A 14,491-nucleotide genomic window follows, 5' to 3' on the forward strand; every position below is an offset into this window, starting at 1 on the left:
CCCTCCCTACTCTGGGAATATGCGCGGCATATCCCTGAAAATAAATTGTTTGTATAGTTGATCCGCAACAGGATAAATATCATTGGGGATAATCGCCGTTTCCCCATCCTCCGATGTTTTGTACAACGCGCACCGGATGGCGCGCCAGCAATCAGACGTTTTATCGTATAACAGCGCTTCCATAGTAGCCTGCTGGCCTTGCATAATAGTATCCTGGAACAGCAGGCTGTAATCACTCCAGGAAGCTTTCACCATTTCATCGTCGGAGAACTTCAGCCAGTGACGTACATGCGGCGTTACTTCATCCCATTCCCTGATGCGGATCAATATAGCCACCAAGGTGTGTACGTAATCTGTTACATGCGGCTCCAGTTCTACCGCACGACGGGAGAACTTCGTAGCCTGATCTAACCGCGTATTCAGTTTATACAGGCACCGGGCCACCCGGTTCAAATCGCGGGGCGACAGGCGGAGATAGTTGGAATTAAGTTGCTGTTCCATAAACAACAGCAGGGACAGTGCGGTGGATGTTTCTCCCTGATCTACCAGGAAACGCAGGTAGGAAATTTTTGCATACAGCAAATCGTAGCTACTCCCCTTCTGATCTACCGCCTGCTGGTACCAGCTATGGGCCAGCCGGTAATCCGTAAGACTTTCCGCATACAGCTCCGCCAGGGCACACATAGGCAGGCACTGATCATTGTAGGGAGCAGACATAGCGGCTTTATACAGCTTTTCTGCCTCCGCATATTCCCCGGTTTCTTTGTAACAATGACCTACCAGCAGTTGTAAGAAAGATACCTGCTGCACAGACGCCGGCGCATGTTTAAACACGGCAATAGCCGCTTCATAACGATGCTGATCCGACAATGTTTTAATCAGCAGCTGGCTGGTGGTTACACAATCGGGGACATTTTGCAGGTGCTGCTTCCAGAGGGCAGCAGCAGTATGATAATCTTTTGCCTGGTAGTAGATAGCTGCCAGCTCCTTATGTGTATTAAATTTGATGAACTCAAATTTCTCGGCCCACTCCAAACCATTACTCAGCAAAGAAAGATCGCCCGCTTGTACGGCCACGGTATGCAAAGCATCCAGGTAAGCTTTCGCCAGCAGGGCGCCCTGCGGAAAATAGTCGTCGGACAGGGTAAATGCCTGTTCAAAATAATGGATGGCCATCCGTAGCTCATCTATCGCATAATTACTGTATGCCAGTATCAGGTATAAAGAAATTTGTTCCCGCTGTTGCCGCCTGTTGCCTTGCAATGTTTCAAGGTAAGCGATATCCGTTTTTTCCAGCATGCCCACCGGCCGGTGAGCGTGATGCTTTTCGTTCAGCTGCTGCAGAAATGCCGGTAAATCCTTTTGAATTACGTGGAGTAGTGCTTCATTCATAACGATTGGTTGGGGGTTAGTATCCTTGCCGCGCACCATACGTGCAAATAATAATACACCCTAATCAGGTGGAAAGTACTAGAGGTGGGAAAATATCGGGCTGTTCATATCAAAGGCTCCTCCTCAGATGATTATTATTTATACCAAACCTATAATATTATTATCGCTTTCGACTTCCTCTTTCAAATAAGCTTTCAAGGATCTAATTACTCTGGAAATAGACGGTTTGATCCTTTTCAAATAATCATTTAAGATATCATCTAAAAAAATTCTCTCATCCACATTAAACTCAACTCTATCCTGTCCGCCACTTCTACTCCTATCAATTACTTTTCTGTAAATTTCATATCGCTTAAGTTGATACTCTTCAAGACATGCAGATAATTCATCAAACATATTCTCATCCCGGTGGAAGGAATAAGTAAAATAATTCAAAATTGTTAATGTATTCTCCATTTTCTTTTTAGGTAGGCCTGGCCTTAAATCCTCCTGCGCTCTTTCTAAAAAAGGTAGAGATAAGTGCTTAATAACTCCAATTTGATCTTGTTCAATTAATAAAGCAAAAAAATTATCTTTAGGCAGAAGTTCAAAAATATCATTTCTAATAAACTGATCTAGAAGTTTTTTATACACCTCATTTTTCTGTTTTGTTTCTAAGCTAGCTATATAAAGACTAGAGAAATACTCCTGCAATGACCTATGAGGAAAAACATAATCAACTCCTTCCTTATTTAATATGCAGATGGCTATTTGAAGGTCATCAATTAAATACTCATTATCAAACTGTAGATTCTTCTTTGTTTCCTTAATCTTATTTAAGGTACTTTCCATATACATTTGATCAAATACGAAAACTTGCTTAAAAAAAGAAATGAAGGAAAATAATTTTAGTACATGTTCAAATTGCTCTTTACTCAAACCTGATTTTTTTTCCCTATCATATGCCAATTTTGACATACTGTCATGAAGATGAAATAGCGAATCAAAAACTTGTTTATAAAATGCACTTCTTTTGGGAGGAACAGTAGAGTAGGTCTGGAATGTCAAAATGAACATCGATAGCAGTAGTGGGTTACTCAGAAAAGTATCATAAGACTTGCTATGATCATTATTTATACCTTCAACTATTCGTTCAACAATTTCTTTCTCGTTTAGTGATATCTGCTTTCTTACAAACTCTTCAATTTCAGTTTTAGATAATTCACATACCTCAAAATTTGAAAATTTGGCAAGTAACTCAACATTCGTATAAGGTCTTGACGTTAACAAAAAAAGATTATTAGAATAAATCTTTGTAAAATCGTTTATATCTTTGGTGATCTTCTCCTTTACAGTTGAGCTGAGTTCATCATAACCATCAAAGAAAAACAAAAAGTCACCTGAGTTAAGTAATTTCTTCGTTGCTTTTTCACTAACTGAAAGCTGTTCAAGATTAAAAACCTCTTCTTCAATATACTTGTGTAGCCCGCCACTATACTTATTTAAATACCGTAACTCAATCCTTATTGGAATTTTAAATGATTCTTGAATAGAGTTGATCAATAAAAATTTTACTATTGTACTTTTCCCACTACCTGCAGTGCCCAAAATTGTAATTGACTTCTTGTCCTTAAATAAATCTTTGACCGAACATGTTGGTATTTTTTCGTTTTGATTCTTTTTTCCAAATGGTCGAATAAATAATGGTTGATAAAAGTCCAATAGTCTTACTGGTTCGGCCCGATGCAGTATAGTTTTAGTAAAATAGTTTCTATTGAACTCTTCCACCTGATACTCCAAAAGTCGATTAAAAATAAGCTGGGATGCTTCACCATCAATAACATTCCAAATTTTTTCCATAGGACCTTTCAATAAGTCTTTTATTATCTCCATATCTTCAATGAATCTTTATACTCTTTTTCTGTTATATAAATAGGTACACGTAAATAATATTATCACTTTAAGCTTTATCGGATCAATGCGCTAATGTAAATACACCAGAAAGAGATAAAAGGTAACATATCGAAGAAAATTACAGAAAGATTCCCAGGAATAGGAAAAGTCACTGGAGGCGTCACCTCACTGCATAACTCCCCGCCGATGACGTTACCGGCCGCCGGTTCACCACATGCAGCAGATACTCACCGGAACCGGTTTCCATAACATACCGGCCCTCTTTATATCCCTTTTCTATGGCCACCGCTACTCCATTTACGGTAACATCTGAAGTGGATTCCGCAGGAAGATAAATAGTAGCATGAGTGTTGGCAGGTATACGTACACGCAGTGTAAACGTGTTGTCTTCTTTCTTCCAGTCGCTCACAATTTCACCATAGGGGGAAAGATAGCTGGCTTTGGCGGCGGTAACATCGCCAACAGGTTCCGGCCGGATCACTATATCGCGGAAGGCAATACTGCCGGGCGCGGGCCGTATACCAGCAAGACCGCTGTAAAACCATTCCATCAGGTGGCCCAGCATAAAATGATTATTGGATGCATCGCGGTAGCCCTGCCAGGATTCGGTGAGCGCAGTAGCGCCTTTGGCCAGTTGCAGGCCGTAGCCGGGAACATCGCTGCGACTGTTCATATCAAAGATCACATCCGAACGGCCTTCATCGTCCAGTACGCGGAGCAGGTAGCGGTAACCGATATCGCCGGCAGTGAGACTGTTGTTATGCTGACGGATATCTGCCACAATATTTTCCACGATATCGGTTTTGTAACGCGGATCTGCCAGCTGCATGTATACCGACATGGCGTTGGCCGTTTGACTACCCGTAGCATATTGTTTGGTACTATCGTTGAAGAAGGCGCGGTTATAGGCTTGCTTCACTGCTTCACTTTGCGACAGGTATTTTTGTGCATCCTCCTTTTTTCCCAATACCGTGGCTACTTTCGACAGGATGCTGAGGTCATAATAATATATAGCCGTAGCCGTTATACCCTTCGGGGTAAGCTGCGATTCGCCGGGGAATTTCGGGCCAATGTCGTACCAGTCGCCCAGCCCGTGTGAGAGAATATGATGATCTGATTTTTGCGAGAGATAGTTCACGTAGCGGGTCATCATCGGGTAACTTTCTTCCAGTACAGATTTATCGCCGTACCACTGGTACATATACCAGGGCAGGATAATGCCGTTGCTGCCCCATTCCGGCGAGTCGCGGAAGCCGTCATCGAAATGCACATACTCCGGCGCGATGTCGGGGATCAGGCCATCCGCGGTTTGTGCATGGATCATGTCGCGCACTACTTTCCTGCAAAGTGCGGCAATGTCGTAATTGTAACGGATAGAGCTGCCTACCAGGTGCGCTTCTTCCAGCCAGCCCAGTTTTTCGCGGTGCGGGCAATCGGTAAACACGCTCGCCGTGTTACTGCGGATGGCCCAGTCGATCAGCTTAAAAGTTTGATTGAACAATTCATTGGAGCAGGTAAACTGCCCGATGGTGGCGGCTGCATTGCGGGTGTGCAGGCTATACAGCGCTTGTATTTCCGGCAACCCCGAAGGATTGCTGCTGCCGGCGGGCACCGCGCCATCAATTTGAATATACCGGAAGCCATAGTACATAAACTGCGGTTGCCAGGATTCCGTATTCTGTCCCTTTAAAGTATAATTAAAAAACACCGGGCTGCCTACGGCAGATTGATCTGCCAGGCCCTTGCCGGTGATCAGTTCCGCCGGCGTAATACGTACCACCATTCCTTTTTTCCCTTTCAGGGAGATGGCAGGAATAGCAGACGCATTTTGCCCCATATCGTATACCCAGGTGTTAGTACCGGTTTGTGTTACTTTAAGCGGTGTAAAGCGGTCGAATATTTTCAGCGGCGCGGCGGTTTGCGCGTCCAGTTGCGGCGGGCCGGGTACAGCTACTGCGGGTTGCCAGGAGGCATCATCAAAGGAAGGCGTGTCCCATCCTGGTTGTTCCAGGGTAGCGTTGTAATCTTCCCCGCCGTAGATGCTGGAAAAAGTAACGGGGCCGGGGGCCGCTTTCCAACTGGTGTCGCTGATAATATTTTCGGTGGTGCCATCGCTGTATTGCAGATGCAGCCGGCAAATGAGCTGTGGATAACCAAAGGCGCCGGTGAGTTTCCGGTACCTTTCTCCGGGCACATAAAAGAAGCCGTTGCCCAGCATCACACCGAGTGCATTGGTACCGGTGTGTAACTGCGACGTTACATCAAAGGTAACATAGAGGGCATGCTGATCATATTTTGTCCAGCCGGGATCGAGAAAATGATCGCCTGTTTTTTTTCCGTTGAGATGAAGATCAAACTGACCTAATCCGCTGATATAAACAGTGGCCCTTTGCAGCGGTTTGGCGATATTAAATTCTTTTCGCAGCAGGGGCAGTATATCTTTCCGGTTACGGTATTTTTTGTCGCTGTCGTTGGTGATGGCGGGAACGATGCGTGCCGTATCCGGCATTTTCTCATAGCCAATCCATTGCGCTTGTTGCCAGTCGCGCGGAGAAAACAGCCCGGTATGCCACTGTGCCGTTTCACTCCACGCGGAGGGCTTTCCCTGCTGATCCCATACCATTACTTTCCAGTAGTAGGTAGTGGCGGGCAAGAGTGGCTTGCCGTTGTAAAGCACCTGCACCGACTGGTCCGATGATACTTTTTTTGAATCCCAGCTACGCCCGCGGTTTTTCTCCAGCGCAGCGGGATTGTCGGCCACCAGTATGCGGTAAGCAGTTTGCCGGATGTTGGTTCCTTTGCTTTGCAGTTGCCAGCTGAGAGCGGGACGTGTGGCATCGATACCAATGGGATTGTGCTGGTATTCGCATAGCAGCTGTTGCAATGAAACAGATTGTGCAACAACGGTATTGGTAATACCCAGCAGTAGCAACAAGAACCATGATTTCATCATCATCAGCTGTTTTGAGGATCAAATATCTATGATCGCCTTTATCACTTCATTGCGGGGATCCAGCCAGGAAGCAAAGGTGGTTTTCACTTCCCCGAATTTCACCCGGTGTGTAACATATTTATCCGGACGCGCCTTTCCTTCTTTGATGCAGCGGATCACCTGTTCAAAATCCTCGCGGGTGGCGTTGCGGCTGCTCATCAGCGTGGTTTCCCTTTTATGGAATTCGGGATGGGGAAACTGCAGCAATTCTTTTTGTAACCCAATAAGCACATACCGGCCGCCGTGTGCCAGGTAATAGATGCCGTTGTTAATGGCCTTCTGGTTACCGGTGGCGTCGATCACTACTACCGGCATATCACCGCCGGTGATGGTGCGCAGCTGCCCGGCTACGTCGGTGGCGGCATTAATGGTATAAGGAATACCCAGTGTTTCCCGTGCAAATTCCAGCCGTTTATCCTGGATATCGGTGGCGATTACCTGTGCGCCGGCAATGCGGGCAAATTCCATTGCCGCCAGCCCGATGGGCCCTGCTCCTATTACCAGCACAAACTCACCAGGTTGAACGGCTGCGCGACGGATGCCATGCGCACTTACCGACAGGGGTTCCACCAGTGCCAGTTGTTCGGCCGTGAGGCCGTTGCCATGCACCAGCAGCCGCTCCGGCACCGAGATGAATTCGGCCATGCCGCCGTCTTTATGTACACCCAGCACTGCGATGTTTTCGCAGCAGTTGGGTTTGCCGTTACGGCAGGCAATACAAACGCCGCAGTTTTCGTAGGGGATAATGGTTACCAGCTCCCCGACATGGAAATCAGTGGTTTCCACTGCGTCCAGCGCTACAATTTCACCAGCCAGCTCATGTCCCAGGATGCGGGGGTAGTTAAAATAAGGCTGGGTACCTTCAAAAGCGTGCAGATCGGTGCCACAAACACCTATTTTCCGGATACGGATAATAGCATGACCCGCCTGCAGCGCGGGCATTGCCTGCAGACCATATTCAAAATTGCCGGGAGTAGTACAAATGAGTGTTTTCACTATAAATTAATTTAGAAAAAAAAATCCGTACCCGGATGTTTTATTTTCACATACGGGCAGGACGAACGATATTCAAAGAAACAGGTTTAAGGTAAATATTTATCATAGTATATTATCATCTCTGTAAGATATATTGCCTTTTTTCGGTGAAAAACCCTTAAATAACAAGTAATCTGTCATTCAGACACTTAATATTTGTGCGTTTGCAAATTTGTATAATTTGGGTATTTTTACTTTTATGCGCGACGATATCCCCGAATTGCAAAGCAGAATATACAGCGGTGATACACAGGCATTTAAAGAATTATACGATTGCTTCTGCGCGCCATTACTCCAGTTAGCCCTGGCCATTGTTCATTCCAGGGAAATGGCGGAAGAAATAGTAGCAGATGTGTTTATTGCCGTTTGGAGAAAAAAGGAAAGCCTGCACCAGGTAAGCAACCTGAAATGGTATCTCTATGCAGCCACCCGCAACATTGCGCTGAACTATCTCCGTAAATATACCTCTAAAAAAACGCTGCATCTCGATGAAGCCAGTTTACCGGAATATGAAATAAACCCTGAAGCACAACTCATCAGCAATGAAATGATGCGGCATATTAATATGGCTATCAGCGAGCTGCCACCGCAGTGCCGGCTGATCTTTAAACTGGTGAAAGAAGATGAGCTCAAATACAGGGAGGTAGCCGTACTGCTTAACATCTCCATAAAAACAGTAGAAAACCAGGTGGGCATCGCGCTGAAAAAACTCACTAAAATGAGAGCATTCCTCACTACGCCGCTGCCTGGCGATCAGTAACCCCTTCTCAAAAAAAATTCTTCCCTCTTTGGGGGTATTCTCTCCTTCCGGTTGTCTTATACCCCGAAGCGCGCGTTCATTCAACCATTTTCAATCGTACTATGAGCAACGACCGTATATGGATATTACTCGGTAAACAGTTCAGCGGTGATATTTCACCCGAAGAACTGTCTGAACTGGAAACATTGCTGAAAGATGATCCGGAGGCAGCCGCTTCGCGGGAACTTGCCGCGGCTATCTGGCAGGCGCCTATGCAGGAAGTACCCCCTGCTCATGACAGTAAAGAACGTATATGGGAAGCGGTAAGCCCGCAACTACAGCCATCCCGGCGCCGCAGTGTTGTACGCAGACTGGCAGCAGTTGCGGCAGCAGCAGCGGTATTAACGGCAGCATGGGTGCTGTGGCGTTCCACAACACCGGCAGTGCAACAACTCAGCTCCGCTCCCGGTGGAAAGTCAAGAGTAGTACTTCCCGATGGCTCCACAGTATGGCTTAACAGCAACACACAACTCAGTTACGAAAAAAACGGCTTTGGCAAACAACACCGTGAAATTACGCTCACCGGTGAAGCATTTTTTGATATCTCAAAAAGTGAAGGCATTCCTTTTATTATTCATGCGGGAAAAGTAAACATCCGCGTACTCGGCACCGCGTTTAACGTGAAAGCCTATACGGGCGACAGCGCCATTTCTACTACGCTGGTGCGTGGAAAAATTGCGGTATCGTTCGGCGAAAAAACCGTGGTGCTGCAACCCGAAGAAAAACTAATGGTTCCGGCAACCCGCCTGGCGCCTGTCTTCCAGCAAAAACACCTGGAAAAAGACAGCAGCGGACAACTCCGGGAAATATCCTGGCTCAATAACAAGCTGGCATTTGACAACGAAACCTTTGCCGGGCTGGCAGTGAAAATGAAGCAGTGGTATGGCGTTACTTTTTACTTTGAATCTGCCAACCTTCAACAACTCCGGTTTTCCGGCATCATCGATACAGAATCAATAGAAGAGGCGTTGAAAATGCTGCAGCTATCGCGCCATTTTAATTTCCGGGTCAACGGGAAAGAGGTCCATATCAGTAACTGATATCACATTCTTCATCTTCAAAAATAAATGCTATGACATAAAAACATTACAAAGCACTCACTGTACTTTACTTTCCTTCACCCTCTTACATTCCATGTTATGAAAATAATGTTCCTATGGACTTTTAATAAAAGTCTGCATGGCGGGCTGCCGGGCATACTTATCCTGGCTTTGCTGTTAACCGGTATCACACCCTTATACGCCACCTCCGTCACCCAGGAAAAGATCAGCATCTCCCTGGAGAAAGTCAGCATTAAAACAGTGCTGAAAGCTATTCAACAAAAAAGCCGCTGCCGGCTCATCTACAACGACGATATTTTACCGGAAGAACCGCCGGTATCCATTCATGCAGAAAATGCCACGGTAGAACAACTGCTCACAAAAACCTTTACCGGCACCACACTGCGTTACACTGTACTAAACGACAACGCTATTGTAATTGCCTCCGGCAATATAAGCGCCGCCAAAATAAGCGGCATCGTAAAAAATGAACATGGCGATCCGCTCATTGGCGTATCCGTAAAAGTAAAAGGCACCAATATTGGCACCATGACCAATGAACACGGTCGTTTTGAACTGCAGGCCGCTGCCGGCGTTACGCTGGTATTCAGTTATGTAGGTTATGAACAAACGGAAGTGGTAAGCACCACCGATCCCATCAACATTATCCTGAAAGAAAGCGCCAGCGGCTTAAATGAAGTAGTGGTGGTAGGTTACGGTACACAGAAGAAAACTTCCTCTACCGCAGCTGTAGCAGCAGTACAGGGAAAGGAACTGGCGAAATCGCCGGTGACCAACATCTCCAATTCGCTGGCAGGAAATGTTTCCGGTATCAGCATGCGTCCCAATGGCGGCCAGCCTGGCAGGGATAATCCCGATATCCACATCAGGGGTATTGCCACCACCGGCAACAACTCACCACTAATAGTAGTGGATGGGATCATCCGTAATAACATCAATGAAATTGCACCCAGCTCCATCGCCTCCGTTACCGTGTTGAAAGATGCCGCCGCAGTAGCCCCGTATGGATTGGGCGGCGCCAACGGCGTAATACTCATTACCACCAAACGCGGACAAACAGGTATGCCTTCGCTGTCGCTCAACGCCTACTATGGCTGGCAAACGCCCACCTATTACCCAAAGATGCTGAACGCCCAGGACTATATGCGCCTGCGTAATGAAGCCTATATGAATGAAAATCCCGGTGGCGCACAACAGCCTTTCTCCGAAGAGCTTATTAATACCTATGCAGACCTGAACGCTAAAGATCCCGACAAATATCCCATCAGCAATACCAAAGACCTGGTACGCATGCGCGCACCTATTCAAAATTATAACCTGCAGCTCAGCGGCGGCACCAAAGTAATCAGGTATTATGCCGGTCTAGGTTTCCTCAAACAGGACGGGATGTTTGACCCAATAAATTACAAGCGTTACGACTATAACGTGAACATGGAAGTGAGCGCCACCTCTACTACTACGGTATCGCTGTCGCTCATTGGCGCCATCGAAAACACCAACAGCGTGGATGCCGCCACCACACCGGGACAGCTGTTCCGCAGCGCATATAAACTGATCCCCATTACCAACATGTACTACAGTAATGGCCTCTGGGGCGAGTTTGCGGGCAACACGCCGGTAGGGATCCTGAAAGCAGGTTATTCCCACCGCAAAGCTACTTCCCTGCTCACTACCCTTGCCGTGGAGCAACAACTGCCTTTCATTAAAGGGCTGAGTATTAAAGGAACCTTTAGCTATGATCCTAACGACTTCACCGTTAAAGGATGGCATACGCCGTTTTACTTTTACTCACAGAACACGTCCACTAACCCTTACAGCTATACGAAACAGATATCCACATCGGAAGGAAGTGCTGCTCCATACACCTGGCTGAACCAGGAGTACTCAAAAAACCAGTACTTCACCTACCAGGGATTCCTGAACTATCATAACACCTTTGGTAAACACGACTTCACCGGGCTGCTGGTAGCAGAAGCCCGCAAAAATGATTCCACCGGCTTTTCTGCGCGGCGCAATAATTTTGCGGTAAACATCGACGAGCTGGGTATGGGCAGCTCCAACAAAAATGATTTTGATAACAACGGCTCCACGATTACCGGTAGCCAGCTTGGATTTGTATACCGCTTAGGGTACATCTACGATCATAAATATCTTTTTGAAGCGGCCGGCCGGTACGATGGTCATTACTACTTTGCTCCCGGCAAACGCTGGGGTTATTTCCCCGCCTTCTCCGCAGGATGGATCATCTCTGAAGAAAACTTTATGAAAGACCATCCCTCCCCGCTGACCTACCTTAAATTAAGAGGCTCCTGGGGAAAATCGGGTAACCTGGCCGGCGCGGCATTCCAGTATCTGAACGGCTATAATTTATACGGCAACGCCTATGCTTATGGCAACGGTAATATGGTACAGGGTTCCAACATCACCCGCGAAGCCAATCCCAACATCACCTGGGAAATATCTACTAAAGCAGATATCGGTATAGACGCTACTTTGTGGAAAGGTTTGCTCACCCTGGAAGTAGATTATTTTCATGAAAGAAGAACAGGTATGTTACTGCCTCCGGCTGTAACGGTGCCGGTAGAATATGGCCTGAACCTCTCCGATGAAAACCAGGGCATTATGGAAAACCGTGGTATCGATATTTCCGCCGGTACCAGCCACCGTTTCTCCAATGGCCTGCAGGTTAACCTGAACGGCAATTTCAGCTATGCTAAAAATAAAATGATCCAGGTGTTTGAAACTTCCGCCACACGCAATAATCCCAACCGGAGCAGAACAGGCCGGCCCACCGGCACACAGTTCGGCTATCATGCGCTGGGATTGTTTTCCCTGGAAGATGATAAAAACAAAGATGGCATCATCAACACTGAAGATGGATATAACGTTACCCAGTTTGGCGTACTGCATCCCGGCGATATCCGCTATGCTGATATAGGCGGCCCTGATGGTAAACCCGATGGTAGAATAGACTCCTACGATGAAACGGTGATCGGCAACCCGGTATATCCTTTCATCACTTACGGCTTCACCCCCAGCGCCTCCTGGAAAGGATTTGACCTCAGCCTGTTTTTCCAGGGTTCTGCACTGGCCAGCCTGAACATCCGCGGTTTTCAGACAGTGCCCTTTAACAACAACAATAGCAATTCTGCCTATGAATACTATGACAACCACTGGACACCCAACACCCCCAATGCAAAGTACCCTCGTGCGAACCAGTCGCCTTACGCCAATAACACGCAGAACTCTGATTTCTGGATGATGAAAACAGGTTATCTCCGGTTAAAAACTGCCGTGCTGGGATACACGCTTCCGGCCAATATTTCCAAGGCTATGAAGATGCAGAGCGTTCGTGCTTATTTCTCCGGGCAAAACCTGCTCACCCTCAGCAAAATGAAATTCATGGACCCGGAAGTAGGCTACACCGACCTGGAAACAGCTTATCCTAACCAGAAGGTATTTGTGTTTGGGCTCAATGTCACTTTTTAGATTCATCCTGTTAAATCAAAATATTATGATCCGCTTCATACATTTGTTGTCCGCCGTCATACTGCTACTCAGTATCCTGTCGTGCAAAAAGGAATTCCTGGAAAATACCGACAAGTCGAAACTCACCGATGAAACCCAGTGGGGTACAGAAGGGAATGCTGATCTTTTCCTCAACGATATCTACAGCGCATTACCCAACTACTGGAACCAGCCGGAAAACCTGGATAACTTCACCGACGACAATGACGCCGGTTTTTATTACACGTCCTACAACTGGAAACAAGGCATTGTGGAACCGTCTTCCAACGACTACACCATTTGGGGAGGCATCACCGGTTCCGGCGATCTGACCAACTGGACCACTATCTTTACCAATATCCGCAAATGCAACACCTTCATTACAGAAGTGCGTAAAAACGCTGCAAACTTTTCCCCGGAGTGGCTGAACAAACGGCTCGATGAAGCCCGGTTTATCCGCGCCTTTTTCTACAGCGAATTGTGGATGCACATCGGTGGATTGCCCATTATCACCGTTCCCGCAGACAGGCGCACAATGGACAGCGCTGCCATCTATACGCCCAGGAACACCTTTGCAGAAACAGTGGACTTCATCACCACGCAACTCGATTCCATTGCCAAAGACGGTTACCTGCCGGCTAAATATAACAAGGGCGATGCAGATGCAGGTCGTGCTACCCTCGGCGCTGCACTGGCCTTAAAAGGATGGGTGGAACTATATGCCGCCAGTCCTGCATTCAACGCTCCACAACCCGCCGCAGGAAATGACCCGCACAAAGTAGCCGGCTACAATAACTACGACGCACAACGCTGGGCAAAGGCCGCTGCCACCTTCAAACAATTCATTGATCTTTATGGCAACGGCAAAGCGTATGAACTGTTTCCCGATCCTTCCGCCATCTGGTATGAAGCCAATGAATACCATTCAGAAGTGGTGTGGGACCGGCAGGTAGTAGCCAACACCATGGGATCTTCTTTTGAACAATATGGCGGTCCCGTGTGGATTAACGGCGCTTATTATACCTGGGGCAACTACAACCCCACGCAGGAACTGGTAGACCAGTTCAATATGGCCAATGGCAAGCCTATCACCGATCCCACTTCCGGCTATGATCCGCAGCATCCTTATGTAGGCCGCGAGCGACGCTTCTACGACTGGATCGTATATGACGGCGCCCCCTATAAAATGACCTGGATGGACAAAGCCGACGTCATATACACCCGCATCGATAAAGTACATCCGTCCAAAAACCAGATTGACTTTGGTACCGACGACGTAAGCAACACCGGTTATTATTTTAAGAAGCGGCTCAACCCACTGGTACGTCCCGGCGGTGGTGCAGTAAGCGGCGCCAACTTTATTTATTACCGCTACGCAGAAGTACTGCTGGGATATGCAGAAGCGCAAAATGAAGCCGCAGGACCGGATGGTACCGTATATAACGCCATTAACCAGATCCGCAAAAGGGCCGGCTTACCCAATCTTGCACCGGGGTTATCCCAGGCAGATATGCGGGCCGCTATTTATCACGAAAGACGCGTGGAACTCTGCTTTGAGAACAAACGCTTTTATGATATCATCCGCTGGAAAACAGTGAGTACCGTGATGAATGTGGATAAACACGCCATGAAGATTACCAACACTTCTCCAAACGATAATGCGGGAGTATGGAAATACGAAATTGTACCACTGAATCATCCGCATGTGTTTACCGCCAAAATGTACCTGAACCCGGTACCACAGGACGTGATAGACCGTAACCCGAAGATTGTACAGAACCCGGGATACTAAGTAGTAAAAAGTTGCAGGCA

Annotated in this window: 8 protein-coding genes; 4 read left to right on the forward strand and 4 right to left on the reverse strand. The window is 47.0% G+C overall.

Annotation, left to right across the window (positions count from 1 at the left end; all coding sequences use genetic code 11):
- Window positions 1–6: 6 nt before the first annotated feature.
- The 4 genes from PV783_RS25810 to PV783_RS25825 all read right to left on the reverse strand — a co-directional run bounded on the left by PV783_RS25810 (window position 7) and on the right by PV783_RS25825 (window position 7,273).
- On the reverse strand, window positions 7–1,392 hold the full coding sequence (locus tag PV783_RS25810) for a hypothetical protein (RefSeq protein ID WP_420990153.1): 1,386 nt from the start codon (window positions 1,390–1,392) through the stop codon (window positions 7–9).
- Between the two features lie 138 nt (window positions 1,393–1,530).
- Window positions 1,531–3,264 carry an NACHT domain-containing protein gene (locus PV783_RS25815; RefSeq protein WP_420990154.1) on the reverse strand — a complete coding sequence of 578 codons (1,734 nt, stop codon included), beginning with the start codon at window positions 3,262–3,264 and terminating at the stop codon, window positions 1,531–1,533.
- Between the two features lie 181 nt (window positions 3,265–3,445).
- Entirely contained in the window at window positions 3,446–6,235 is a 2,790-nt protein-coding gene (locus tag PV783_RS25820) for a family 78 glycoside hydrolase catalytic domain (RefSeq protein ID WP_420990155.1), read from the reverse strand.
- Window positions 6,236–6,256: 21 nt separating this feature from the next.
- On the reverse strand, window positions 6,257–7,273 hold the full coding sequence (locus tag PV783_RS25825) for a zinc-binding alcohol dehydrogenase family protein (protein WP_420990156.1): 1,017 nt from the start codon (window positions 7,271–7,273) through the stop codon (window positions 6,257–6,259).
- A 238-nt stretch (window positions 7,274–7,511) separates the two neighbouring features.
- On the opposite strand from PV783_RS25825, the gene PV783_RS25830 reads away from it, so the two are divergent.
- From PV783_RS25830 to PV783_RS25845, 4 genes are all read left to right on the forward strand, one after another.
- Entirely contained in the window at window positions 7,512–8,072 is a 561-nt protein-coding gene (locus PV783_RS25830) for an RNA polymerase sigma-70 factor (RefSeq protein WP_079470966.1), read from the forward strand.
- A gap of 101 nt (window positions 8,073–8,173) precedes the next feature.
- Window positions 8,174–9,151, forward strand: coding sequence for a FecR family protein (locus PV783_RS25835; RefSeq protein ID WP_420990157.1), 978 nt, complete (start codon window positions 8,174–8,176; stop codon window positions 9,149–9,151).
- A gap of 99 nt (window positions 9,152–9,250) precedes the next feature.
- A complete protein-coding gene (locus tag PV783_RS25840; RefSeq protein ID WP_420990158.1) occupies window positions 9,251–12,661 on the forward strand; it encodes a TonB-dependent receptor in 3,411 nt (1,136 codons plus the stop codon).
- A gap of 25 nt (window positions 12,662–12,686) precedes the next feature.
- Complete coding sequence (locus tag PV783_RS25845; protein ID WP_420990159.1) at window positions 12,687–14,471, forward strand: RagB/SusD family nutrient uptake outer membrane protein; 1,785 nt, start codon at window positions 12,687–12,689, stop codon at window positions 14,469–14,471.
- The last annotated feature ends 20 nt before the right edge of the window (window positions 14,472–14,491 follow it).

Source organism: Chitinophaga sp. CC14 (genome assembly GCF_048957795.1).
In the GTDB taxonomy this organism is placed as follows: Bacteria; Bacteroidota; Bacteroidia; order Chitinophagales; family Chitinophagaceae; genus Chitinophaga; species Chitinophaga ginsengisegetis.

Bases quoted from the DNA above. Each gene is read 5' to 3' on its own strand.
- PV783_RS25810 (WP_420990153.1), bottom strand. From the start codon at position 1,392: ATGAATGAAGCACTACTCCACGTAATTCAAAAGGATTTACCGGCATTT.
- PV783_RS25815 (WP_420990154.1), bottom strand. From the start codon at position 3,264: ATGGAGATAATAAAAGACTTATTGAAAGGTCCTATGGAAAAAATTTGG.
- PV783_RS25820 (WP_420990155.1), bottom strand. From the start codon at position 6,235: ATGAAATCATGGTTCTTGTTGCTACTGCTGGGTATTACCAATACCGTT.
- PV783_RS25830 (WP_079470966.1), top strand. From the start codon at position 7,512: ATGCGCGACGATATCCCCGAATTGCAAAGCAGAATATACAGCGGTGAT.
- PV783_RS25835 (WP_420990157.1), top strand. From the start codon at position 8,174: ATGAGCAACGACCGTATATGGATATTACTCGGTAAACAGTTCAGCGGT.
- PV783_RS25840 (WP_420990158.1), top strand. From the start codon at position 9,251: ATGAAAATAATGTTCCTATGGACTTTTAATAAAAGTCTGCATGGCGGG.
- PV783_RS25845 (WP_420990159.1), top strand. From the start codon at position 12,687: ATGATCCGCTTCATACATTTGTTGTCCGCCGTCATACTGCTACTCAGT.